The 23651-nt window shown below is 58.6% G+C and carries 20 protein-coding genes and 3 tRNA genes; 3 read left to right on the top strand and 20 right to left on the bottom strand.

Annotated features, from left to right (window positions below; genetic code table 11):
* Positions 1 to 38: 38 nt before the first annotated feature.
* On the bottom strand, positions 39 to 2252 hold the full coding sequence (locus PBDP_RS04370) for a DUF1631 domain-containing protein (protein ID WP_116834158.1): 2214 nt from the start codon (positions 2250 to 2252) through the stop codon (positions 39 to 41).
* A 226-nt stretch (positions 2253 to 2478) separates the two neighbouring features.
* On the opposite strand from PBDP_RS04370, the gene nadC reads away from it, so the two are divergent.
* Entirely contained in the window at positions 2479 to 3327 is an 849-nt protein-coding gene (nadC, locus tag PBDP_RS04365; RefSeq protein WP_212801876.1) for a carboxylating nicotinate-nucleotide diphosphorylase, read from the top strand.
* Positions 3328 to 3365: 38 nt separating this feature from the next.
* On the opposite strand, the gene PBDP_RS04360 is transcribed toward nadC, so the two are convergent.
* Positions 3366 to 3671: a DUF6388 family protein gene (locus PBDP_RS04360; protein ID WP_109753495.1), complete on the bottom strand. Its 306-nt coding sequence runs from the start codon at positions 3669 to 3671 to the stop codon at positions 3366 to 3368.
* A 304-nt stretch (positions 3672 to 3975) separates the two neighbouring features.
* Between PBDP_RS04360 and PBDP_RS04355 the strand changes: the two genes are divergently transcribed.
* On the top strand, positions 3976 to 4521 hold the full coding sequence (locus tag PBDP_RS04355; RefSeq protein ID WP_212801875.1) for a hypothetical protein: 546 nt from the start codon (positions 3976 to 3978) through the stop codon (positions 4519 to 4521).
* Between the two features lie 184 nt (positions 4522 to 4705).
* On the opposite strand, the gene PBDP_RS04350 is transcribed toward PBDP_RS04355, so the two are convergent.
* The 3 genes from PBDP_RS04350 to PBDP_RS04340 all read right to left on the bottom strand — a co-directional run bounded on the left by PBDP_RS04350 (position 4706) and on the right by PBDP_RS04340 (position 7506).
* Positions 4706 to 5704 carry a quinone oxidoreductase family protein gene (locus tag PBDP_RS04350; RefSeq protein ID WP_109753493.1) on the bottom strand — a complete coding sequence of 333 codons (999 nt, stop codon included), beginning with the start codon at positions 5702 to 5704 and terminating at the stop codon, positions 4706 to 4708.
* A gap of 113 nt (positions 5705 to 5817) precedes the next feature.
* Complete coding sequence (locus PBDP_RS04345; RefSeq protein WP_109753492.1) at positions 5818 to 6789, bottom strand: alpha/beta fold hydrolase; 972 nt, start codon at positions 6787 to 6789, stop codon at positions 5818 to 5820.
* 72 nt (positions 6790 to 6861) lie between these two features.
* Positions 6862 to 7506: a glutathione S-transferase gene (locus PBDP_RS04340; RefSeq protein WP_109753491.1), complete on the bottom strand. Its 645-nt coding sequence runs from the start codon at positions 7504 to 7506 to the stop codon at positions 6862 to 6864.
* Between the two features lie 125 nt (positions 7507 to 7631).
* Between PBDP_RS04340 and PBDP_RS04335 the strand changes: the two genes are divergently transcribed.
* Positions 7632 to 8168, top strand: a complete 537-nt coding sequence (locus tag PBDP_RS04335) for a TetR/AcrR family transcriptional regulator (protein WP_109753490.1) — start codon at positions 7632 to 7634, stop codon at positions 8166 to 8168.
* Between the two features lie 790 nt (positions 8169 to 8958).
* Here PBDP_RS04335 and PBDP_RS04330 read toward each other — a convergent pair.
* From PBDP_RS04330 to ftsH, 15 genes are all read right to left on the bottom strand, one after another.
* A tRNA-Thr gene (locus PBDP_RS04330) sits at positions 8959 to 9034 on the bottom strand.
* A gap of 125 nt (positions 9035 to 9159) precedes the next feature.
* Positions 9160 to 11265 (bottom strand): polyribonucleotide nucleotidyltransferase, encoded by a 2106-nt coding sequence (gene pnp, locus PBDP_RS04325; RefSeq protein ID WP_003197725.1) that lies wholly within the window; start codon positions 11263 to 11265, stop codon positions 9160 to 9162.
* Between the two features lie 175 nt (positions 11266 to 11440).
* Entirely contained in the window at positions 11441 to 11710 is a 270-nt protein-coding gene (gene rpsO, locus PBDP_RS04320; protein WP_039592311.1) for a 30S ribosomal protein S15, read from the bottom strand.
* 142 nt (positions 11711 to 11852) lie between these two features.
* On the bottom strand, positions 11853 to 12770 hold the full coding sequence (truB, locus tag PBDP_RS04315) for a tRNA pseudouridine(55) synthase TruB (protein WP_109753489.1): 918 nt from the start codon (positions 12768 to 12770) through the stop codon (positions 11853 to 11855).
* Positions 12771 to 12773: 3 nt separating this feature from the next.
* Complete coding sequence (rbfA, locus tag PBDP_RS04310) at positions 12774 to 13175, bottom strand: 30S ribosome-binding factor RbfA (protein ID WP_003177871.1); 402 nt, start codon at positions 13173 to 13175, stop codon at positions 12774 to 12776.
* Between the two features lie 159 nt (positions 13176 to 13334).
* Positions 13335 to 15854 (bottom strand): translation initiation factor IF-2, encoded by a 2520-nt coding sequence (gene infB, locus PBDP_RS04305; protein ID WP_109753488.1) that lies wholly within the window; start codon positions 15852 to 15854, stop codon positions 13335 to 13337.
* Between the two features lie 27 nt (positions 15855 to 15881).
* Complete coding sequence (nusA, locus tag PBDP_RS04300) at positions 15882 to 17363, bottom strand: transcription termination factor NusA (protein ID WP_003177868.1); 1482 nt, start codon at positions 17361 to 17363, stop codon at positions 15882 to 15884.
* Positions 17364 to 17422: 59 nt separating this feature from the next.
* Positions 17423 to 17881, bottom strand: a complete 459-nt coding sequence (gene rimP, locus PBDP_RS04295) for a ribosome maturation factor RimP (RefSeq protein WP_053118762.1) — start codon at positions 17879 to 17881, stop codon at positions 17423 to 17425.
* A gap of 140 nt (positions 17882 to 18021) precedes the next feature.
* Positions 18022 to 18098: transfer RNA gene (locus PBDP_RS04290), tRNA-Met, on the bottom strand.
* A 97-nt stretch (positions 18099 to 18195) separates the two neighbouring features.
* A tRNA-Leu gene (locus tag PBDP_RS04285) sits at positions 18196 to 18281 on the bottom strand.
* Between the two features lie 21 nt (positions 18282 to 18302).
* Positions 18303 to 18686 (bottom strand): preprotein translocase subunit SecG, encoded by a 384-nt coding sequence (gene secG, locus PBDP_RS04280; protein WP_003197714.1) that lies wholly within the window; start codon positions 18684 to 18686, stop codon positions 18303 to 18305.
* A gap of 4 nt (positions 18687 to 18690) precedes the next feature.
* Entirely contained in the window at positions 18691 to 19446 is a 756-nt protein-coding gene (gene tpiA, locus PBDP_RS04275; RefSeq protein ID WP_109753487.1) for a triose-phosphate isomerase, read from the bottom strand.
* A 66-nt stretch (positions 19447 to 19512) separates the two neighbouring features.
* Entirely contained in the window at positions 19513 to 20850 is a 1338-nt protein-coding gene (gene glmM / locus PBDP_RS04270) for a phosphoglucosamine mutase (protein ID WP_109753486.1), read from the bottom strand.
* Positions 20851 to 20866: 16 nt separating this feature from the next.
* Positions 20867 to 21718 carry a dihydropteroate synthase gene (gene folP, locus PBDP_RS04265; RefSeq protein WP_212801874.1) on the bottom strand — a complete coding sequence of 284 codons (852 nt, stop codon included), beginning with the start codon at positions 21716 to 21718 and terminating at the stop codon, positions 20867 to 20869.
* An 8-nt stretch (positions 21719 to 21726) separates the two neighbouring features.
* Positions 21727 to 23637 (bottom strand): ATP-dependent zinc metalloprotease FtsH, encoded by a 1911-nt coding sequence (gene ftsH / locus PBDP_RS04260; protein ID WP_109753484.1) that lies wholly within the window; start codon positions 23635 to 23637, stop codon positions 21727 to 21729.
* Positions 23638 to 23651 lie beyond the last annotated feature (14 nt).

The following is a 23651-nucleotide window of genomic DNA, read 5'->3' as shown; positions in this document are numbered from 1 at the left end:
ATGCCGCCAGTATGCCGTGATCGGACCGGGCTGCGCGATCACTTGCCGCGATTGAGCTGGCGCAGATTGCCCAGCACCGACTCCAGCGCGCGGTCGAACAACAGGGTGTCGTCCAACAGCCGCGCCGCGCCTCGGCGAAACTCCAGGGCCAGGCTGGTGCGGCTGTGCTCCAGCACCTTGAGGCCAGTGCGATTGACGAAGACGTATTTGCCGGTGGCCTCGATGATCGCCGCCAACTTGCAACGCAAGGTGTTGTCATCGTCCTCCTGGAACTCGACCCAGCTCCCCAGGTGCAACTGGTCGACCTGCAGCAGGCCGACATCATCCGCCGGCAAATGCACCGCCACGCTCTCTCCCGCCGATTTTTGCGGGGGGCGCAGGACGATTCTGTCCCGCACCTCGACCATGGCCGGCGAATCGAACGGCTGGGCCTGTTCCGTTGCCTGGCCCGTACGTTCGAGGGCCTGCACATGCAGGACTTCCAGCTCACTGAAAAACTCGCTGGTGGCGAACGGGTCGAACGCCGAACGGCTCAGGCCTTCACGCAGGGCCTTGAGCAGCTCCGGCACCATCGCCAGCAAACGCAGGCCGGCATCAGGTTCGTCGTGAGGCTGGACGCTCCAGATCAATTGCTCCAGGGTCAGGACGTCGGCCTGCCACTCGGCGGAATACTTGCCGTGCTTGAAACAGGTCAGCAACAACACCTGGCTCCAGGCGTGTTGCACGAACTCCACCACCGCTTGCGGCAAGACTTTGCCCAGCATCACCTGGTTCAGCGCCCCTTCGACTCGCTGGCGTGCCAGTTCGGCCTTGGCCCGGCCCTCTTCGGCATCGCGGATACGCTGTTCGAGCAGCTCACTGCGGCGCCGCTCGTCACTGGTGAAGGCCAGGAAGTCGGCCAGCAATTCGGAGAAAATGGCCGGGTCATCGACGAAATCATTCAGCAAGCGCTGCACCACCTGCTCGATGCGCAGGTACAGACTGTCGCGCTGATGATCGTCGCAATCGCCCCAGCCCATGGCCGCAGCCGCGATTTCGTTAAGCAGCCGCCGGGCCGGATGATTGCCGCGGCTGAAGAAGCTCTTGTCCTGCACCGCGACCTTGAGCATCGGAATTTGCAGGCGGCCGATCAGGGCCTTGAAGGAGTCCGGCAAGTTGTGATCGTCGAGGATGAACTCGAACATCATCGAGATCAGATTGATCACGTCTTCATCGGCGCCTTCGACCACCCGGGACTTGCCACTCCTGACGCTGACCCGGGTCAACAGCTGTTCGAGCTGGCTACGCAAGTCGAATTCGTCGTGAACGGTAGGCGCCGGTACGTATTGCTGCAAATGAGAGAGCAGCCGCAGCAGGTCACGCGTGGAGATTGGCTGGGGCGGTACGCTGGGCTCCAGGGTCGGCGCCACGCTGCCACGCACTTGCATCAACAGTTTCTGCAAGGCGGCGAACACTTCCTGGACGCTGTCATCGACCTCGCCATCGCTGGGCTTGGCAGCGATCTCGGCGTTGGGCCTTGGCTGATCCTCGGAGCGATCCGACGCGCGCCGCGCCGGCGTAACCTTGAGCTCCGGCAAGATGCCAGTGGCGGCCAGCAACTGGTTGGCCTCGGTATAGAGTTGGTCGCACTCGCTGAGCACATAACGTTCGAACAGCTTGAGCAGGATCAGCTTGACCTTGATGCCCACCCCCAGGTTGCGTCCGGCCTGCAGGAACTTCTCGCACAGCAGTGCCGGGCTCAGGGGATTGTGCTGGTTGGACAGCGGTCGAGCCAGCAACACACCGAGTCGGGCCGTCAGTTGTTCCAGCGCCACGCCATCGCGCCTGAGCACCCGAGTGACCATCGCCTCGACCGCCAGCTGCCGCTCCAGCTCGTCCTGGGAGCGCTGGGTCTGGCTGTCCGGCGCCAGGCTGGGCGTCAAGGTGACGTGGGTCAGGTCGTACTGGGCAAGGCTGACGAAGGTTTCGAAAAACTGCTCGATAAATTCCCGCTCGATACTTTTGCGCTTCAGGCGCAGGTCGCGCATGGCCTCGAAGTACAGGTTCTGCTCGACGTCGTCGCGCGCGCGGTCGGCCATTTCAAACAAGGTGTCGTCGGCATTATCGAACAGCCCCTGCAAACCCAGGCGCAGCTGCTGGGCAGCCTTGTCGCGAACCTGCAGCAGAATCACAGGCAGGCGGGCGAGCGGCGAACGATTCGCCTCATCGGTAGACACCTTGTGCAAAGGCACTACATTCCCGTCGTTGTGCATCCTGGCCTCCTGAAACGGCTTTCTTCGGTTCGCAACGTCAAAGTCATGACGTCAATCGAAAGGCGGATTATCGGGTAAAAGAACCCCGTCGTACCAGTAGACTCTGTGATCCAGCTCGAAATACGGCGCAATTAGTGACCGGCGAAAAGAGGAAATGTTGCGAGGACGCGACCAAATGCAGGTTTCGACACCCTATAATCAGGCCACTTTGTTTGTGGAGCCTGTTATGCCGAATCTACGCCTCGCCGATCTGACCGCCGAAATCGAAGCCAACGTGCGCCGTGCGTTGCTCGAAGACATCGGCAGCGGCGACATCACCGCGCAACTGATCCCCGCCGAACGCCTGGCCAAGGCCACCATCATCACCCGCGACGCGGCGATCATCAGCGGCACGGCCTGGGTCGATGCCGTATTCCGGCAACTGGATCCGCGTGTCGCGGTGCATTGGCAAGTGCACGACGGCGACCGGGTCAGCCCCGATCAGGCACTGTTCCACCTCGAAGGCCCGGCCCGCTCGCTGCTGACTGGCGAACGCAGCGCACTGAATTTTTTGCAAATGCTCTCGGGGGTCGCCACTCGGGCCCGCTACCTGGCCGATTTCGTCTCCGACACTCAGGTCAAGTTGCTGGACACCCGCAAGACCCTGCCCGGGCTGCGCATGGCCCAGAAGTACGCAGTCACTTGCGGCGGCTGCCATAACCACCGCATCGGCCTGTACGATGCGTTCCTGATCAAGGAAAACCACATTGCTGCCTGCGGCGGGATCGCCCAGGCCATCGCTGCCGCCCACAAGATCGCACCGGGCAAGCCGGTGGAGATCGAAGTGGAAAGCCTGGCGGAATTGAAAGAAGCGCTGGCGGCCAATGCCGACATCATCATGCTCGACGAACTGAGCCTGGACGACATGCGGGAAGCCGTACGCCTGAACGGCGGCAAGGCGAAGTTGGAAGCCAGCGGCGGGATCAACGAAAGCACGTTGCGTCCGATTGCCGAGACCGGGGTGGACTACATCTCGATCGGGGCGATGACCAAGGATGTGAAGGCGGTGGATCTGTCGATGCGCTTGAGCCTCTGACAACGAAAAACGCCAGCCTCGAAAGGCTGGCGTTTTTTTCAGACCACCAGATTATTCATCTCGCAGTACTCATCCCATTCCACACCCAGCACCTCGGCCGCTTCCTTGTGCAATGCAAGGCGCTGCGCCTCGAACTCTTCAGGTGTACAGGTGTACTTGAGCGTCAACTCCCAAGGCTGCAGGCCCTGGGCTTCGGCCTCATCCTCGAACGCCCACTGGATCTGGTCTTTTTGATCATCGGCAGGCAAGTCCTTGATCTCTTCCAGCAGTTGGGGCGCATCCAGCACGTACTTCTTCAGCGCTTCTTCGTGCCTGGCTTCCTGGGTCAATGCTTTAACGGTCATGGCGTTCTCGTTGATCTGGGGAATGGAAGATGGATCTGGATCATCAAGGATCTCTCTGACGCAAAAAACCGTGTGAAGCCCGGTTTATCTGGCCTTCAGAACCATTCGGGGATCATCTGAAAACTGCTGGGCGATGCACATGCAGGCAACGAATATAGGACGTTTTGCCGACGATTTACACGGTTCTTTACATCTATCCCACAAAAAACCATGCGCATGAGAAACCAGGGGGGCTTGGGAACATCTGTCAAAATAACCAGTCATAGCGATGTGCCATATAGGCACTTCACAAGGAACCCTAGTGATGCACAGCTTTTCGAAACGTTCGTTGACTCGGCTTGCTACCGCGACCTTGCTGCTCGGCAGCCTGAGCTTGGCCGGCGTTGCTCAAGCGGCTGTCGAAGTTAGCTCCGGTACACCTTTGCCTTCCGACACAATCCCCGTGCTCCGCAACTCATTTGATAAAGATGTTCTCATCAAGACCAATATCAGCGTGGGTGACTTGGAAAACTTGCCAGAAGCAGTCAGGGATAACGCCGCCGAACTGGAAAACCAGAAGCGCACCCTCAGCGAGCAGGCCCGCCTGATCGAAGAATTCAAGCGCAACAGCGGCTCCAGCTCCACCTCCAGCAGCAAGGAGATTGATGAGCTCAAGCGCACGATCAAGGAACAGCAAGACGATCTGAAGGACCTTGGCAAACAAGTGGAAGAACTCAAGCGCAATAGCGGCTCCAGTTCGAGTTCGAGCAACAGCGAGATTTCGTCCCTGAAACGGGAGCTCAGCGATCAGGACGGTCAGATGGACCAGCTCAAACGCACGGTCGAGGAGCTGAGCAGGAAAGTGAAATAACGAGAGGCGAAACCGGAATCGATCCTCCTCTTTGCCTCTGAACATAAAGAAGGAAATTTTTAAGTTAGAAAATTTCTCTACCTCTAGGTGTACCCTCATTGGGCTTTCCAATGGTTCGACTGGGACGCAGACACTCCTGCGTCCCTAGTTCGCAAGAAAATTCCGGGGGATCGGTGATCCACTCTTAGAGGTTTGGATCCAGCACAATGACGCCTTGCACTTCCCTTCGTTCCAATAAGGCATGAGCCAGGGCCGTTTCGCTTAAGGGGAGCGTCGCGCCGATGACGGGTTTGATCACGCCGCTTGAAACGCCGTCAGCGAGGAACTCCAAAGCCTCGCGAATCAACGCTGGGCGCTGAAAGAACGTCGGTAGGTAAACGCCGGCCAAGGTTTGCGCTTTGGCCATCAACCGACGAGGCGCCAATGCCTCGCCTGGACCCCGCGTGGAGCCCACCACCACACAACGCCCAAGCGTGGCGAGGCACTCAAAGTTCTGATCGAACACCTCGCCGCCGATCGTCTCGAGGATCACATTCACCCCGCGCCCCGCTGTCAGCTCCAGAACGCGTTGCGGCCACTGAGGAGTGTCGTAGGCAATGGCATGGTCAGCCCCAAGGCCGCGCACGAATGCGCGTCGACTTTCAGTGCTGGCCGTACCGAAAACCAACTGTGCGCCCATGGCTTTGGCGATCTGTACAGCCAGGCTCCCGACACCGCCGGCGGCCCCCTGAATCAAAACGTTTTCACCTGCTTGCAGATGTGCGCATACACGTAAAGCGAGGTACGCAGTAACCCCCTGACAAGGCAGGCCAGCCATTGCGACATCGTTTGCCATCTCATCCAGCGTAACCAGCATGTTCACGCGAGCGATAGCCTGCTGTGCGTATGCGCCTTTGGACATGAGCGCCATGACCTTGCGACCGACGACACCAGGGTCAACACCCTCCCCTGTTTCCGAAACGCGTCCGACCACCTGAAGTCCGGCGACATGTGGCAGCGTAACACCACCAACGCGTGTTTCGGGCCGGTTATACATGCCCAACCGTTCACGAATATCTGGAAAATTCACCCCGATCGCAGAGGTGTCTATCAATACCTCGCCGGGCCCCGGCACGGGCGTTGGCAAGTCGACGTACTCGAGCACTTCGGGGCCGCCGAAGCTACGGAACTGAATTGCTTTCATAATCTGAGACCCTGGATTCTTCGCTCGTCAGATCTGTAGACGCAGGCCCGACTTGGAGCCTAATCAGTGGTGCGGCGTGTGCTGCCGAGCAAATCGTCAGCGCAATGTTTCAATTACTTCACCCCATTGAGAAACAACGTAGCGTGTTTCAAAAACAGATCCGGGTATTGATAGATCGCGCCATGGTTTGAATCCGGGTAGATCACCAATTGGGCATTGGGCAACGTCTGCTGCAAGGTCACGTCATTGACGCTGTAGAAGACAATATCGTGGCTGCCGGCGACTACTAGCGTCGGTTGCTTGATGGCCTTCAGGTAGTCGTTGGCGTTGTCTATCCGCGCTCCCCAGCCTGCTATGGCCGCGGCTTGCGCTGGTGCGGTCTTGCTATCGACGTCGACATCCCGATTGACCTTACGTGCACGCAGACGGGTAAGAAATTCACGTCCAGCGGCCTGGCTTTCTGCAGTTTGGGTGAAAAATACGTCCAACAGCAGCTCATCCGGTACGTCGCGCTTTTTCGCCAGGTAGCCTTGGAACTCGGGCGTCAGCGAAGACATGCCTACGCCACCGCGAGGTGAGGAGCCGACCAGAATCAGTCGACGTACCAGTTCCGGATGATCAAGCGTCATTTGCTGGGCGATCAGACTGCCCATGGAAAAACCAAGCACATCAGCCTTGGTTACACCCAACCGCTGGAGCAGCCCGGCGGCGTATTTGGCCATGCCCTGGATATTATTCGGCACTTCACCGCTTGAGCTGGCGACGCCGGCATTGTCGAAAAGTATGACTTCGCGATCATGGGCAAAACCGTCTATGACTTTCGGGTCCCAACTGTCGAGGTTGCCGACGAAATGCTGGAGAAACACCAACGGTACGCCACCGGCTTTGCCAAAACGACGGTAAGCCAAGCGCGCACCATCAACTTCGACGAATTGGGTCGGCGCGGTTTGATGGGTGTAGCTGGAAGCCACTTTGTGCTTTGCCGGGGAGGCGCTGACCTGAACAGTCAGCGTCGAGCAGGCAGCCGCCAGCGTGACGAGGGCGAACGTACGGCGCAACGCCCCACGGGTGTTGAGAGCGGTCATAGAGATGTACCTGATACAAAAGGTGGGTATAAGGTCCGCCCCGGACGGGTTGCAGATGGGGGCGGAGCAGAATCAAGCGGGATTTTTCACGCTAGGGCGTTGCTGCACCTTGATTTGCCAGGCCAGGAGCGCGGTGCACTCTTCGGGAATGGCGATAGAAGCGAACCCGGCGAACACAAGCCCCGCGAATACGGTGATGTCGGCCATGGAAAATTGCTCCCCGGCGATATAGGGCTGGTTGCGGAGGACATAATCGAAATACTTCATTCCGTCGACCGCTCTGTCGCGCTGGCGGTTACCCCAATCGACACGCCCTTCCCATTCCGGACTTTTATACGGCTGCAGTGCAGCACCGAGTCCCGGCGTGGCATGGTGGAAATAGATCCCGACCGGATCGACCAGCTCTGACTCCGCGCGTTTCTGCATCATATGAATGATGGCCTTCTCCTTTGGCGTTGTGCCTGTGAGAATCGGCTCTCCGTCCAGATTGTCCAGATACTCGGTGATCGCGGTGCACTCGGAAATGTTGGTGCCGTCATCCAGTTGAAGAACGGGAACAGTGCCCAGCGGGTTGATGGCCAGGAATGCAGGTTGCTTGTGCTCTGCCGCGGGCAGATCGATCTTGATGAACTCCACTTGCGAGTCCAAGCCTTTTTCAGCCAGGACAATGCGAACACGCAGAGGATTCGGAAACCCGGGAATATCGAAAACCTTCATACAAATGCCTTACCTATCTATCTACCTATCGATAGGTATAAACTACGGCAAGAATATTTTCACTGTCAACATCTATCTATCGATAGGAAGGTAAATTTGTGACGACGGATACGCGAGAAACGATCATGCAAGTCGCCCGAACCATGGTGCAGACCCGGGGCTACAACGGCTTGAGCTTTCGTGAGCTAGCCAAAGAGGTAGGCATCAAGAGCGCTAGCATTCATTACCATTTCCCTACCAAAGGCGACCTGGGTGCCGCGCTGGCCAAGCGTTACACCGAAGACGGTCAGGAGTACCTCGAGGGTTTGCGGACCCGTTCCGATGACCTTCGCGTGTGGATGAAGGGATACACCGACATTTTTCGCCTGGCGCTGGTGAACGATAACCGCATGTGCCTTTGCGGAATCATGTCCGCCGAATTCGACGACCTGCCGCCGGAGGTTAGGACAGAGGTCGAAGCCTTTAACTCACTCAATGTCCGATGGTTATCGGAAGTGTTGTCCGTTTGCCGGCCGCAGTTGAACCAAGAAGAACGGCAGCAGCAGGCGCTAGCGATTTATGCGGCAGTGGAAGGCGCTCAGTTGATCGCGCGTGGGCGTGACGACATCAGTGTTTTTGACCAAACGATCGAAACCTATCGCTCGATGGGCCTGCTACCTTAGCTTGCAACTACTCTGATAACGGGCGACAGCCACAGAAACCACAGCAGTCGCTCGCCTGTAAACACGTCTCAGATTTCCGCACGTCGCGTGGCCAAGAGTCACGCGGCCCTTGATCATTACACTGCGGAGCGAGTATTTGACTGGTCGGGTGTGGATGTGACGCACTTGCAACCGACTTCCTTTGCACAGTGGCTGATCTATCCGCACTGGCGTAGGCATATCGTTGAACACGGAGAGATTCGCCTACCGTTTGGCTCAGGTCGCCATGCCCCGATCGCAGCCGAGGATCAGGCTCGACTAATCGCAGCCATCCTGGAAACCCCTTAACCCCACAAGGGCAAGACTTACCCGCTACACGGTCCGATTGAACTGAACCAACAGTCCATAGCTGATGCAGTCGGCAAAGTCTTGGATCGTGAGATCAAGTACGTGGCGACAACACTGGATCAATACCGCCAGGAATTGGAGAGAGATGGCCTACAGCCTTTTCTCATTCAGCATCTGCTGGAAGTTGCGAAGGACTACCAGCACGGAGGTGAGGATTTCATCATTGGCGAAGTCACGGGACGGCCACCGATGACTGTTACACAAGAGCTATTCAGCAGATAAAGCCCTTTTCAGGTTGCGGTAATTGACCGCTTTGAGTCGATTTCGGCCTCTTCAGCGGCAACCTCGACTGGCCCCCTGTACCGATCGCATTCCAACGGAATAGCTGAAACGAAAAAAACCGTCAGAAGGCAGGTTTTTCAAGACTTCCAAAGAACTCAAAAGCGCTCTGTGGAATGCAAGATGGTGCCCGAGACAGGAATCGAACCTGCGACCTTCGCGTTACGAGTGCGCTGCTCTACCGGCTGAGCTACACGGGCGGTGGCTAAAACTAGCACCGTCCCCCGTGGCCAGGCAACCTGCGACACAGGGATTTTCACCACACAGCAAAACGCCCCGAACCAGTCGGGGCGTTTGCTTGTTCAGCGGCTAAGCGAGGGAGTGATTAAACGCCCGATGCCTTGGCTGCTGCCACGTCTTTGATGGACAGCTTGATACGGCCGCGGTTATCCACGTCCAGCACCAGCACTTCCACTTCCTGGCCTTCTTTCAAGATGTCGGTCACTTTCTCGACGCGAGCATCGCTCAGCATGGAGATGTGAACCAGACCGTCCTTGCCCGGCAGGATGTTGACGAAGGCGCCGAAGTCGACGATGCGTTCAACCTTGCCGACGTAGATCTTGCCAATCTCGGCTTCGGCAGTGATGCCCAGGACGCGCTGGCGTGCTGCTTCTGCCGCTTCCTTGGTTTCGCCGAAGATCTTGATCGAGCCGTCGTCTTCGATGTCGATCGAAGCCTTGGTTTCTTCACAGATCGCACGGATGGTCGCGCCGCCTTTACCGATGACATCACGGATTTTGTCGGTGTCGATTTTCATCGCGATCATGGTCGGAGCATTTTCCGACAGTTCGGTACGGGACTGACCGATGATCTGGTTCATCTGGCCGAGGATGTTCAGGCGCGCTTCCAGGGCTTGGCCCAGGGCGATTTCCATGATCTCTTCGGTGATGCCCTTGATCTTGATGTCCATCTGCAGTGCGGTGACGCCCTTGGCGGTACCGGCCACTTTGAAGTCCATGTCGCCCAGGTGGTCTTCGTCACCCAGGATGTCGGTCAGGACGGCGAATTTCTCGCCTTCCTTCACCAGGCCCATGGCGATACCGGCAACCGGCGCCTTCATCGGCACACCGGCGTCCATCAGGGCCAGGGAAGCGCCGCAGACCGAAGCCATCGAGCTCGAGCCGTTGGACTCGGTGATTTCCGAGACCACGCGAATGGTGTACGGGAACACATCAGCGGCAGGCAGCATGGCCTGGACCGAACGACGGGCCAGACGACCGTGGCCGATTTCGCGGCGACCAGCGCCACCCATGCGACCACACTCGCCCACCGAGAACGGAGGGAAGTTGTAGTGCAGCATGAACGGGTCTTTCTTTTCGCCTTCCAGGGTGTCGAGCAGTTGCGCGTCACGGGCGGTGCCCAGTGTGGCAACGACCAGGGCCTGGGTCTCGCCACGGGTGAACAGTGCCGAACCGTGGGTCTTCGGCAGGACGCCGACTTCGATGTTCAGCGGACGCACGGTGCGAGTGTCGCGACCGTCGATACGCGGCTTGCCGTTGACGATGTTTTCGCGAACGGTGCGGTATTCGATTTCACCGAAAGCGGCTTTGACGTCGCTGGCCGATGGCTGGCCTTCTTCGCCGGACAGCTTGGCAACGACCTGGTCTTTCAGCTCACCCAGGCGTGCATAACGGTCGGCCTTGACGGTGATGGTGTAGGCCTGGGAGATCGCTTCGCCGAACTCGGCACGGATCGCGCCCAGCAGTTCGGTGGCTTCGGCTTGCGGAGCCCAGGTCCAGGTTGGCTTGGCGGCTTCGGCGGCCAGTTCCTTGACGGCGTTGATCACCACCTGGAACTCGTCGTGGGCGAACAGCACGGCGCCCAGCATCTGGTCTTCGGTCAGTTCCTTGGCTTCGGATTCAACCATCAGCACGGCTTCGGAAGTACCGGCCACGACCATGTCCAGGCTCGATGCCTTCAGTTGCTCGTAGGTCGGGTTCAGCAGGTAGCCGGTGCTTTCGTGGAACGCGACGCGGGCAGCGCCGATCGGGCCATCGAAAGGAATGCCGGAGATGGCCAGGGCAGCCGAGGTACCGATCATCGCAGCGATGTCCGGATCGGTTTTCTTGCTGGTGGACACGACGGTGCAGACAACCTGCACTTCGTTCATGAAACCTTCAGGGAACAGCGGACGGATCGGACGGTCGATCAGTCGGGAAGTCAGGGTTTCTTTCTCGGAAGGACGGCCTTCACGCTTGAAGAAACCGCCAGGGATCTTACCGGCAGCGTAAGTCTTTTCCTGGTAGTGAACAGACAGAGGGAAGAAGCCCTTGCCTGGATCGGCTTGCTTGGCACCGACAACGGTCACCAATACGCTGACGTCGTCGTCAACGGTGACCAGCACTGCGCCGGAGGCCTGACGGGCGATACGGCCAGTCTCGAGGGTAACGGTCGACTGACCGAATTGGAATTTTTTGATTACCGGGTTCACGGTGTCCTACCTTCTTTGTGGCTCTTGGGGAACTTGTCTTCTTGCGAAATTCTTGGGCAGTGCGGGGAATCGGCCCAACGACTGTCCAGATAAAACTTGAGGCTGGGAGCCTGCCGGCTGCCAGCGCAAAACGCGGGCAACTGGCAGACAACCAACCTCATAGCGCAATCGCTGATTAGCGACGCAGGCCCAGGCGGCCGATCAAGGTGCTGTAACGATTAACGTCTTTGCCCTTGAGGTAATCCAGCAGCTTGCGACGCTGGTTTACCATGCGGATCAGACCACGACGGGAGTGGTGGTCTTTACCGTTGGCCTTGAAGTGACCTTGCAGTTTGTTGATGTTGGCGGTCAGCAGTGCAACTTGCACTTCTGGCGAACCAGTATCACCAACAGCTTGCTGGTAGTCGGTCACGATCTGAGCTTTTTCTTCAACGCTGAGTGCCATGTGGCTTTCCTCTTGTGAGGTACCGTCTCCAGGGAAACCGTACCAACAGGCCAGGGACAAATCCCTGTATCTATAAATGAGTAGTGACCGTGCCTGTTAACAGCCACACTCGCCAACCTGCTGTTACGCAGGCTGGTTCCGGTCATTCCGACCGAATCAGTCGACGCGGCGCAATACGCCCGTCTTCACTCACTTCACCAATACCGATGAAGCGACCGTTGTGATCCTGTACCCGGACCATGCCGAATTTCGGCGCATCCGGGGCACGTACCGGCTGGCCGTTGAGCCAGTAGAACGCGCTATGTTCCGAGAATTGCAGTAGCGGCCAATCCAGCAACCCGCTGTCCGATGGCATCAGGAAACGATCGACCGCTTCGTTACCACCCTCGGCATGCACCGCTTCGAGCTCTTCGAGCGTGACCGTCTGGGCCAGCGTAAAAGGCCCGGCCTGGGTCCGTCGCAACTCTGCCACGTACGCGCCACAGCCGAGCCGTTCACCAATATCCTCCACCAGGGTGCGGATATAGGTGCCCTTGCTGCAATCCACAGCCAGCCGCGCAGTATTACCGTCAAAGGCCAGCAATTCCAAGCGCGCAATAGTAACAGAACGCGGTTCGCGCTCCACTACTTCGCCGGCACGGGCCAGTTTATACAACGGCTGCCCATCACGCTTGAGGGCTGAGTACATTGGCGGTATCTGGCTGATTTGCCCACGAAAAGCCGGTAATACAGCCTCGATATCGGCCTGACCAACGGTCACCGGGCGTTCGAGCAGAACCTCACCTTCGGCATCCGCCGTGGTGGTGGTCTTGCCCAGTTGCGCCAGGGTCTCATAACCCTTGTCGGAATCGAGCAGGTACTGGGAGAACTTGGTCGCCTCGCCAAAGCACAGCGGCAGCACGCCGGTGGCCAGCGGATCGAGGCTACCAGTGTGCCCGGCCTTTTCGGCATTGAGCAGCCAGCGAACCTTCTGCAGCGCCGCGTTGGAGGTGAACCCCAGCGGCTTGTCGAGCAGGATGATGCCGCTGACGTTACGACGGATGCGTTTGACCTGAGCCACCGATTACTCCTTGGTGTCTTCGGGTTCAGCCGCAACCGGGTGCTGACTGTCTTCAGCCACGGCGCGCTCGATCAGGGCCGACAGATGCGCACCGCGCACGACGCTTTCGTCGTAGTGGAAGTGCAACTGTGGGACGCTGCGCAGCTTCATCTCCCGGGCCAACTGCATACGCAGGAAGCCGGCGGCCGAGTTGAGCACCTTGATGCTCTGGGCGATTTCTTCGGCGCTGTCCTGGCCCATCACAGTGATGAAAATCTTCGCGTGACCGACGTCACGGCTGACTTCCACAGCGGTAATGGTGACCAGGCCGACGCGCGGGTCTTTGACTTCGCGACGGATCAGTTGGGCCAGCTCGCGCTGCATCTGATCGCCGATTCGTTGGGTACGGCTGTATTCTTTTGCCATGTCTTGTTACCTGTTACTGCCCCACGGTCAAACCCGTGAGGTCTGAAAGCGGCAAACGCCCGGCCTGGCAAAAGCCAGACCGGGCGTTGCGTTTAGAGTCCGGCAGCGAGGCGGCGCATATTCGTGCGGCTGCCCGGTGCGGCTCTTGAAGTGCGCGAGTTAGAGGCTGCGAGCAACCTGAACCTTCTCGAAGACTTCGATCTTGTCGCCGACCTTGACGTCGTTGTAGCTCTTGACGCCAATACCGCATTCCATGCCGGCACGTACTTCGGAAGCGTCATCCTTGAAGCGGCGCAGGGATTCCAGCTCGCCTTCGAAGATCACGATGTCTTCACGCAATACACGGATCGGACGGTTACGGTGAACGACACCCTCGATCACCATGCAACCGGCGATGGCACCAAACTTCGGCGAACGGAACACGTCGCGAACTTCGGCCACACCCAGGATGTTCTCCCGGACGTCGCTGCCCAGCATACCGGTCAACGCTTTCTTGACGTCTTCAATGATGTCGTAGATCACGTTGTAGTAACGCATATCCAGGCCTTCCTGCTCGACGATCTTGCGAGCGCCGGCATCGGCACGCACGTTGAAGCCGAACAGTACAGCATTGGAGGCCAGTGCCAGGTTGGCGTCGGACTCGGTGATACCACCGACACCGCCACCGACCACACGCACTTGCACTTCGTCGTTACCCAGGCCATTCAAGGCGCCGTTCAACGCTTCGAGCGAACCACGGACGTCGGATTTGAGGACGATGTTGAGCGTCTTCTTCTCTTCCTGGCCCATGTTCTCGAAGATGTTTTCCAGCTTGCCGGCATGAGCACGAGCCAGTTTGACTTCGCGGAACTTGCCTTGACGGAACAGAGCCACTTCACGGGCTTTCTTCTCGTCAGCCACAACGCTCATCTCGTCGCCAGCGTCCGGGGTACCGTCCAGGCCAAGGATCTCGACCGGGATAGCCGGACCGGCTTCCTTGATTGGCTTGCCGTTCTCGTCGAGCATGGCACGCACGCGGCCGTAGTTCGAACCGACCAGCACCATGTCGCCTTGGCGCAGGGTACCGTCTTGAACCAGGACGGTCGCGACAGGGCCACGGCCTTTGTCGAGGCGCGATTCAACGACCACACCACGGCCAGGAGCCGAAGGCGTAGCAGTCAATTCCAGGACCTCGGCTTGCAACAGAACGGCTTCGAGCAGTTCGTCAACGCCGGTACCCATCTTCGCCGAGACCGGAACGAATGGAGTGTCGCCACCCCACTCTTCGGAGGTCACGCCGTGGACCGACAGTTCGCTGCGGATGCGATCGAGATCAGCGCCCGGCTTGTCGATCTTGTTCACTGCCACCACCAGCGGCACGCCAGCTGCCTGGGCATGCTGAACGGCTTCGATGGTTTGCGGCATCACGCCGTCGTCCGCTGCAACCACCAGGATCACGATGTCGGTCGCCTTGGCACCACGGGCACGCATCGCGGTAAACGCAGCGTGACCCGGGGTGTCGAGGAACGTCACCATGCCGCGGTCGGTTTCAACGTGGTAGGCGCCGATGTGCTGGGTAATACCACCAGCCTCACCTGCCGCAACCTTCGCACGACGAATATAGTCGAGCAGGGAGGTTTTACCGTGGTCGACGTGGCCCATGACGGTCACGACCGGTGCACGGGAAACCGCCTCACCTTCAAACTTCAGGGACTCGGCCAGGGAATCTTCCAGGGCGGTGTCGCTGACCAGGGTCACTTTGTGGCCCAGCTCTTCAGCAACCAGTTGGGCAGTTTCCTGGTCCAGTACCTGGTTGATGGTGGCTGGCGTACCCAGCTTGAACATGAACTTGATGATTTCAGCAGCCTTGACCGACATCTGCTGGGCCAGATCGCCCACAGTGATGGTCTCGCCGATCTTCACTTCACGCACGACAGGGCCGGTAGGGCTCTGGAAACCGTGGGCGTTGCGTTTCTTCAGCTTGGCCTTGCCGCGACCGCCGCGACGGAAGCCATCGCTTTCTTCATCGGTAGTACGTGGCGCAACACGGGGTGCTGGAGCCTTTTCCTTGACCGAAGCACGATGAGGCGCGTTCTTGCGCTCGCCATCGCCGCTGCCACGACGATTGTCGTCGGCACGTGGCTTGTCCGGACGACGCTGTTCGTCGCGCTTGCGAGTATCGGCAGGAGCCGGAGCTGGCGCCACGACTGGAGCCGCTTCGCGCACAGGTTCGACTACCGGGGCAACAGCCTCGACAGCTTCCACCGGAGCGGTTTGCGCAGCAGCAGGCTGGCGGCGCGCTTCTTCTTCGGCGCGACGCTTGGCTTCTTCTTCAGCCTTCTGACGAGCAGCATTTTCTACTGCGCGACGTTCTTCCTGTTCGCGTTTGCGCTCGGCTTCGATTTCTTCCGGGCTGCGCTGTACGAAGACTTTCTTCTTGCGTACTTCAACGCTGATGCTTTTGCTACCGGCAACACGCAGGGTGCTGGTGGTTTTACGCTGCAGAGTGATCTTGCGCGGTTCTTCCACTTTCGCCTTGTGACTGCTCTTCAAGTGAGTCAGCAGGGACTGCTTCTCACTGTCGGTCACATGTTCCTCGGCGGCGGTGTGCGGCAGACCTGCCTCACGCATCTGCTGCAACAGGCGCTCTACCGGTGTTTTGACCTCATCGGCCAGTTGTTTCACCGTGACTTGCGTCATGCACTTCTCTCCTCAGGCCGCGCCTAATTACTCGAACCAGTGGGCTCGGGCGGCCATGATCAACTTGCCGGCACGATCATCGTCAATGCCGTCGATGTCGAGCAGATCGTCAATAGACTGCTCGGCCAGGTCTTCGCGGGTAATTACGCCGCGCACCGCCAGTTCCATCGCCAAATCCTTGTCCATGCCCTCAAGCGAGAGCAGGTCTTCGGCCGGATGGGCGTCTGCCAGCTTTTCCTCAGTAGCGATGGCTTTGGTCAACAAACGATCCTTGGCCCGAGCGCGAAGCTCGTTGACGATTTCCTCGTCAAAGCCGTCGATGTTGAGCATTTCCTCCACCGGTACGTAGGCAATCTCTTCCAGGCTGGTAAAGCCTTCGTCCACCAGCACCTGCGCCAGTTCTTCATCGACTTCGAGCTCTTCGATGAAGTTGCGCAGGATGTCGCCGGTTTCCGCTTGTTGCTTAGCCTGGATGTCCGATTCGGTCATCACGTTCAGGGTCCAGCCAGTCAACTGGCTGGCCAGACGCACGTTCTGACCACCACGACCGATAGCCTGAGCGAGATTGTCTGCGCCAACGGCGATGTCCATGGCATGGGCATCTTCGTCGACGATAATTGCCGCCACTTCAGCAGGCGACATGGCGTTGATCACGAACTGAGCCGGGTTGTCGTCCCACAGGACGATGTCCACGCGCTCGCCGCCCAACTCGCCGGATACGGCCTGGACACGCGAACCACGCATGCCGATGCAAGCACCTTGCGGGTCGATGCGCTTGTCCTTGGAGCGGACCGCGATCTTGGCACGCGATCCCGGATCACGGGAGGCGGCCATGACTTCGATCAGGCCTTCAGCAATTTCCGGCACTTCGATGCGGAACAACTCGATCAGCATTTCCGGCGCTGTACGCGACAGGATCAGCTGTGGGCCGCGGTTCTCGGTGCGGATTTCCTTGAGCAGCGCACGCAAACGCACGCCAACCCGGAAAGTTTCGCGAGAAATGATGTCTTCGCGAGCCAGCAACGCTTCAGCGTTGTTGCCCAGGTCGACGATCACGTTGTCGCGGGTCACTTTTTTCACGGTGCCGGAGATGATTTCCCCCAGGCGCTCGCGATAAGCGTCGACGACTTGCGCGCGCTCGGCTTCGCGAACTTTCTGCACAATAACCTGCTTGGCAGTCTGTGCAGCGATGCGACCGAACTCGATGGATTCGATTTTTTCTTCGACGACATCACCGACCTTGGCGCCCGGGTGCGTTTCTGCAACCTTGCTCGGCCAGGTTTCGATAGCCGGATCGTCCAGGTCGGCTTCCTCGACTACCGTCCAGCGACGGAAAGTCTCGTAGGCACCCGTGTGGCGATTGATTTCCACACGCAAATCAACTTCGTCTTCAAACCGCTTCTTGGTAGCAGTGGCCAGGGCCAGCTCCAGCGCTTCAAAAATAACGTTAGCCGGTACGCCCTTTTCATTGGATACCGACTCAACAACCAGCAGTACTTCTTTGCTCATCGTACGCCTCGCCTTTCGCAAGCCATTGGATCCGCGGGATCCGCAGTATCTGGCACGTATCAGTCAAAACTGGGAATAATGTTGGCCTTGTCGATCATATCGATCGGCAACAGGAACTCATGGTCATCTACCTGCACCACGACGTCCTGTTCTTCTACACCGCGCAGAAGGCCTTGGAAGTTGCGTCGACCTTCGAAAGGCGAGCGCAGCTTGATCTTCACTTGTTCACCGGCAAACAAAGCGAACTGTTCAAGAGTGAACAGGGGGCGCTCCATGCCAGGCGAGGAAACTTCAAGGGTGTATTCGGAGGTGATTGGATCTTCAACATCCAGTACACCGCTGATCTGACGGCTGACGATGGCGCAATCATCCACCAACACGCCGCCTTCCTTATCGATATAAACGCGCAACAGTGAGTGGCGACCTTGAGCCGAAAACTCAATACCCCAGCATTCATAGCCAAGGGCCACGACCACCGGGGCCAACAAGGCCTGCAACTGTTCTAGCTTGCTCGACACCTGAACCCCCTCGTGCATGTTTGTGCATGCTGTGCAAATAAAAAAAAATGGGCGAATCGCCCATCCCTGAAACGCCGTCGAATAGCGGCGTTATAAAGTGTCCAGCTAACAAAAAGCCCCTTGGAAGGGGCCCCTGAAACTGGTTGCGGGAGCCGGATTTGAACCGACGACCTTCGGGTTATGAGCCCGACGAGCTACCAGACTGCTCCATCCCGCGACAAAGCTGGGGCGGAAGTATACGACCGATCCCTTACAGGGTCAATGTAACCCTTCCACCTACAAGAAAGCCCGCAATCGCGGGCTCTCCTGATAATTGGTACCGAGAAGGGGACTCGAACCCCTACACCCTATGGGCACAACCACCTCAAGGTTGCGTGTCTACCAATTCCACCACCTCGGCAATACAGCGTTTGAAACCTTCTTACTTCTGCTCTTGAGCTGGAGGCACGTCAGTCGCCGGGTTGGCCGACTTTTGCTCTTGAAGCACCGGGACATCATCAGAAGCCGGTTGTTGCTTTGGCGCCTCCAAGACTGCTGGGTTTGGCAAACCTACTTGAGTCAGCTCGTGAGCTTTCTCTTTAGCAAAGTAACCTAACCCCAAGCTGGTCATGAAGAAACCGGCGGCAAGTATAGCAGTAAACTTACTAAGAAAGGTAGAGGAACCTTGGCTTCCGAACACAGTATTTGAAGCACCTGCACCGAAAGACGCACCAGCATCCGCACCTTTACCCTGCTGCAGCAATACGAGAGCAACTACACCCAGTGCACCCAGCAGATGAAAAACGACTACGACTGTTTCCAGCATTTTTTCAGTTTCCCGCGGCGCGACAGATCGCACCGAACTCATCTGCATTCAGGGACGCTCCACCAATGAGCCCCCCATCGATATCCGGCATGCCGAACAGTTCGACCGCATTGGCCGCCTTCACGCTGCCGCCGTATAGAAGCCGCACACCTCGTGCCACTTCAGAATTCTCTGCCGCCAACTGCGCGCGGATGGCTGCGTGCACATCCTGCGCCTGTTGCGGCGAAGCAGTCAGCCCGGTACCAATGGCCCAGACTGGCTCGTAAGCAATAATTGCCTTTGCAAAAGCACCAACACCCAGCTCTTCGATGATGCTGCCCAGCTGACGCTCGACAACTTCAAGGGTCTTGCCGGCTTCACGCTGCGCAAGGGTTTCCCCTATGCACAACACCGGAGTCAGACCACAGGCCTGGGCCGCAGCAAATTTGCGGATCAAGGCCTTGTCCTGCTCGCCCATGATCTGGCGACGCTCGGAATGTCCGACCAGGACCAGGGAACAACCTGCATCCACCAATTGACTCGGTGCAATCTCACCGGTCAACGCACCTTGCATGGACTCCACCGCAGAGTTCTGCGCGCCGACCGAAATCGACTTACCTTTCAAGCCATCAATCACTTGATTGATATACAAGCAAGGCGGGAATACCGCGACATCAACACCGCTTGGCAAGGCCAGATGACGAAGGCCATTGATCAGCTCAGCGACGCTGGCGCGGGTACCGTGCATCTTCCAGTTACCAGCTACCATAGGGCGACGCATGCTGTACCTCGTCGGTCAAAGTGGGCGCAGATGTTACCCAACCGATCCATGACTGGCAAGCCGAATTCAGGCAGAAACTTCAGTAACCAGTTTTGCCAGCTCTTCGGCATAACCGCGAACTTGCGCTTCATCCTCGCCTTCGACCATGACACGCACCAAAGGCTCTGTGCCGGACTTGCGCAACAATACACGTCCACGCCCCGCCATCGCCTGTGTCACACGCTCACTGGCCTGCTTGACCTTGGCATCCTCGAGAGGATTCACACCGCCCCCGAAACGCACGTTGATCAACACTTGCGGGCATTTGCGCAATGCCTGGCGCGACTGTGCGAGCCCTTCGTTACGCGCCTTGAGCGCCATCAGCACTTGCAAGGCCGCAATGATCGCATCACCCGTGGTGGTATGGTCGAAGCATACGATGTGGCCGGAGTTCTCACCACCGATCACCCAGTTGCGCTCCAGCAGCTCCGAGATCACGTAGCGGTCACCCACATTGGCCCGCACGAACGGGATATCCAGGTCTGCCAGGGCCAGCTCCAGCCCGAGGTTGCTCATCAACGTGCCGACTACGCCGCCCTGCAGCTTGCCGCGCCCATGCAGGTCACGAGCAATAATGAACAGCAGCTCGTCACCATCGACGACCGTACCGGTGTGATCAACCATCAAGACCCGATCACCGTCGCCGTCGAAGGCGATCCCGAGATCAGCCTGCTCAGCCAGCACCGCAGCCTGCAATGCCTCGGTATGGGTGGAGCCACAGTTGTGGTTGATGTTCAGGCCATTAGGCTGGGCGGAAAGCACCACCACCTCGGCCCCCAGCTCGCGAAAGACGCTCGGCGCGACTTTATAGGTTGCCCCGTGGGCGCAATCGACGACGACTTTCAGGCCGGAAAAACTGGTACCTGTGGGCACACTGCCCTTGCAGAATTCGATGTAGCGACCCGACGCATCGTTGATCCGCGACACTTTGCCGATCTTGCTCGACTCAACCACAGTCATCGGCGTGTCCAGCAGCTCTTCGATCATCAGCTCGATATCGTCCGGCAGCTTGGTACCCTGGCCGGAGAAGAACTTGATGCCGTTGTCGTCATGAGGGTTGTGCGAGGCACTGATCACGATGCCTGCCTGGGCCTGGAACGTACGCGTCAGGTAGGCAATGGCCGGCGTCGGCATCGGGCCCAGCAGCATCACATCGGCGCCCGCCGATGTCAGGCCAGCCTCGAGTGCCGATTCGAACATGTAGCCGGAAATTCGCGTGTCCTTGCCGACCAGCACCTTGCAGGCGCCCATCTTGCGGAACGCCATGCCGGCCGCCCAGCCGAGCTTGAGCATGAAATCAGGGGTAATAGGGTATTCGCCGACCCGACCACGAATACCGTCGGTGCCAAAGTATTTCTTGCTCATAAGTGCTCCGTCATTCTTATTCGGCTGAATCCACAGCTGCGATCATCCGCACGACATCCATCGTTTCGGCTACATCGTGCACACGCAATATGCGCGCGCCTTTGGTAAGGGCCAAGGCCGCAAGGGCGAGACCACCATACAGGCGCTCTCCCACCGGTCGGCCCAAGGCATTGCCTATCATGCTCTTTCGCGAAACCCCAACCAACAGGGGCCGCCCCAGGGCATGCAAGGCTTCCATATGTTTGAACAGGCTCAGGTTGTGAGCCAGCGTCTTGGCAAAGCCAAAGCCGGGATCAAGAACGATCCGCTCGGCGGGAATGCCCACGGCAGCACACTGGTCCAGACGCTCCACCAGGAATTCACCCACCTCCCTGGTTACATCATCATAGTGCGGGTCATTCTGCATGGTCCCCGGTTCGCCGAGCATATGCATCAGGCACACCGGCAACCCGGTGGCCGCCGCAGCGTCCAGGGCGCCGTCGCGCCGCAGGGACCGAACATCATTGATCAGGCCTGCCCCCAGTCGCACAGTCTCGCGCATGACCGCAGGCGTGGACGTATCGACCGAGATAATGACATCAAGTTCGCGATGGATGCGCTCGACAATCGGCGCTACCCGCTCCAGCTCTTCGGTAGGCGAGACTGCCCGCGCGCCCGGCCGGGTCGATTCGCCGCCTACATCGATCAGCGTTGCACCGGCAGCCACCATGGCTTCGGCATGCCGCAGCGCAGCATCGAGCTGGCTGAATCGACCGCCATCGGAAAAGGAATCAGGCGTGACATTGAGAATGCCCATGACATGCGCATGGGCCAAATCAAGAACCCGGTTGCCGCAAGGCAACCGGGTCGAGGACTGAACAGAAGTCATTTCAAGCCTTAGACATCAGCGGCCGGACCGCCAATCGGTGTTTCCGGACGCTCACCCTGTACCGCCGGAGGCGTACCGGAGGTGCCGGTACCACCCGACCAGTCACGAGGCTCGCGAGGTTCGCGACCCGCCATGATGTCGTCGATTTGCTCGGCGTCGATGGTTTCGTACTTCATCAAGGCATCGGCCATGGCATCAAGCTTGTCACGGTTGTCCGTAAGAATCTGCCGGGCAGTGCCGTAGCACTGGTCGATGATACTGCGCACTTCGGAATCGATCAGCTTGGCTGTCTCGCCGGAGAAGCTTGCATGCTGGCCACCGCCACCACGACCAAGGAACACCTCCCCCTCTTCTTCGGCATACATCAGCGGCCCCAACTTCTCGGACAGGCCCCACTTGGTGACCATATTCCGAGCGATCTGACTGGCGCGCATGATGTCGTTGGACGCGCCGGTGGTCACACCGTCGAAGCCCAGGGTCATTTCCTCAGCGATACGGCCGCCATACAACGAACAGATCTGGCTGATCAATGCACGCTTGGACAGGCTGTAGCGATCCTCTTCCGGCAGGAACATGGTCACGCCCAAGGCACGACCTCGTGGGATGATCGAGACCTTGTAGACCGGATCATGCTCGGGCACGACACGACCGACGATCGCGTGACCCGCCTCGTGATACGCGGTGTTCTGCTTTTCTTTCTCCGACATGACCATGGACTTGCGCTCCGCGCCCATCATGATCTTGTCCTTGGCCAGCTCGAACTCCTTCATCTCCACGACACGCTTGCCGGTACGAGCGGCGAACAACGACGCTTCGTTGACCAGGTTCGCCAGGTCTGCACCGGAAAAGCCCGGCGTACCACGCGCGATGACTGCCGGAGCGACGTCATCACCCATTGGCACCTTGCGCATATGGACCTTGAGGATCTGCTCGCGACCGCGAATGTCCGGCAGCCCCACCACGACCTGGCGGTCGAAACGTCCCGGACGCAACAGCGCAGGGTCGAGTACGTCAGGACGGTTGGTGGCGGCAATCACAATGATGCCGTCGTTCATTTCGAAGCCGTCCATCTCGACCAGCAACTGGTTGAGGGTCTGCTCGCGCTCGTCGTGCCCGCCACCCATGCCGGCGCCACGGTGGCGACCGACGGCGTCGATCTCATCGATGAAGATGATGCATGGCGCGTGTTTCTTGGCCTGTTCGAACATGTCGCGAACACGACTGGCGCCCACGCCGACGAACATTTCGACGAAGTCGGAACCGGAAATCGTGAAGAACGGCACCTTGGCTTCACCGGCAATCGCCTTGGCCAGCAAGGTTTTACCGGTACCTGGCGGGCCAACCATCAGCACACCGCGTGGAATACGACCGCCCAGGCGCTGGAATTTGCCCGGATCACGCAGGAACTCGACCAGTTCGCCCACTTCTTCCTTGGCTTCGTCGCAGCCCGCGACGTCGGCCAGGGTGGTTTTCACCTGATCTTCGGAAAGCAGTCGAGCCTTGCTCTTGCCAAAGCTCATCGGCCCGCCCTTGCCTCCCCCGCCACCCTGCATCTGGCGCATGAAGAACATGAACACGGCGATGATCACCAGGATCGGGAAGCTGGCGACCAGGAGCTGGGTCCAGATGCTTTGCTGCTCAGGCTGCTTGCCTTCGACCACGACGTGGTTGTCCACCAGGTCGCCGATCAGGCCATTGTCCTGGATTGCCGGACGAATGGTCTTGAAACTGTCGCCATCGGTGCGCTTGCCGGTAATCACATAGCCATCAACGGCTACACGCTCGACCTTGCCATCCTTGACCTGCTGGATGAAGTCGGAATAGTTGAGGGTCTGCGGCTCGTTAGGGCTGGAGAAGTTGTTCATCACGGTCACAAGGACAGCGGCGATGATCAACCACAGGATCAGATTCTTTGCCATATCGTTCAATTAAC

The organism is Pseudomonas sp. St290 (assembly GCF_018325805.1).
In the GTDB taxonomy this organism is placed as follows: Bacteria; Pseudomonadota; Gammaproteobacteria; order Pseudomonadales; family Pseudomonadaceae; genus Aquipseudomonas; species Aquipseudomonas bijieensis.
The sequence above is the reverse complement of the archived record's forward strand: the minus strand, read 5'-3'. Positions and strand labels throughout refer to the sequence as shown.

Excerpts from the sequence above, each read along its gene's own strand:
- nusA (WP_003177868.1), bottom strand. The coding sequence starts at position 17,363 with ATGAGCAAAGAAGTACTGCTGGTTGTTGAGTCGGTATCCAATGAAAAG.
- tpiA (WP_109753487.1), bottom strand. The coding sequence starts at position 19,446 with ATGCGTCGCCCTATGGTAGCTGGTAACTGGAAGATGCACGGTACCCGC.
- rbfA (WP_003177871.1), bottom strand. The coding sequence starts at position 13,175 with ATGGCAAAAGAATACAGCCGTACCCAACGAATCGGCGATCAGATGCAG.
- rpsO (WP_039592311.1), bottom strand. The coding sequence starts at position 11,710 with ATGGCACTCAGCGTTGAAGAAAAAGCTCAGATCGTGACCGACTACCAG.
- nadC (WP_212801876.1), top strand. The coding sequence starts at position 2,479 with ATGCCGAATCTACGCCTCGCCGATCTGACCGCCGAAATCGAAGCCAAC.
- PBDP_RS04340 (WP_109753491.1), bottom strand. The coding sequence starts at position 7,506 with ATGAAGGTTTTCGATATTCCCGGGTTTCCGAATCCTCTGCGTGTTCGC.
- secG (WP_003197714.1), bottom strand. The coding sequence starts at position 18,686 with ATGCTGGAAACAGTCGTAGTCGTTTTTCATCTGCTGGGTGCACTGGGT.
- PBDP_RS04355 (WP_212801875.1), top strand. The coding sequence starts at position 3,976 with ATGCACAGCTTTTCGAAACGTTCGTTGACTCGGCTTGCTACCGCGACC.
- PBDP_RS04350 (WP_109753493.1), bottom strand. The coding sequence starts at position 5,704 with ATGAAAGCAATTCAGTTCCGTAGCTTCGGCGGCCCCGAAGTGCTCGAG.
- PBDP_RS04360 (WP_109753495.1), bottom strand. The coding sequence starts at position 3,671 with ATGACCGTTAAAGCATTGACCCAGGAAGCCAGGCACGAAGAAGCGCTG.
- ftsH (WP_109753484.1), bottom strand. The coding sequence starts at position 23,637 with ATGGCAAAGAATCTGATCCTGTGGTTGATCATCGCCGCTGTCCTTGTG.
- folP (WP_212801874.1), bottom strand. The coding sequence starts at position 21,718 with ATGACTTCTGTTCAGTCCTCGACCCGGTTGCCTTGCGGCAACCGGGTT.
- PBDP_RS04370 (WP_116834158.1), bottom strand. The coding sequence starts at position 2,252 with ATGCACAACGACGGGAATGTAGTGCCTTTGCACAAGGTGTCTACCGAT.
- PBDP_RS04335 (WP_109753490.1), top strand. The coding sequence starts at position 7,632 with ATGCAAGTCGCCCGAACCATGGTGCAGACCCGGGGCTACAACGGCTTG.
- PBDP_RS04345 (WP_109753492.1), bottom strand. The coding sequence starts at position 6,789 with ATGACCGCTCTCAACACCCGTGGGGCGTTGCGCCGTACGTTCGCCCTC.
- glmM (WP_109753486.1), bottom strand. The coding sequence starts at position 20,850 with ATGAGCAAGAAATACTTTGGCACCGACGGTATTCGTGGTCGGGTCGGC.
- infB (WP_109753488.1), bottom strand. The coding sequence starts at position 15,854 with ATGACGCAAGTCACGGTGAAACAACTGGCCGATGAGGTCAAAACACCG.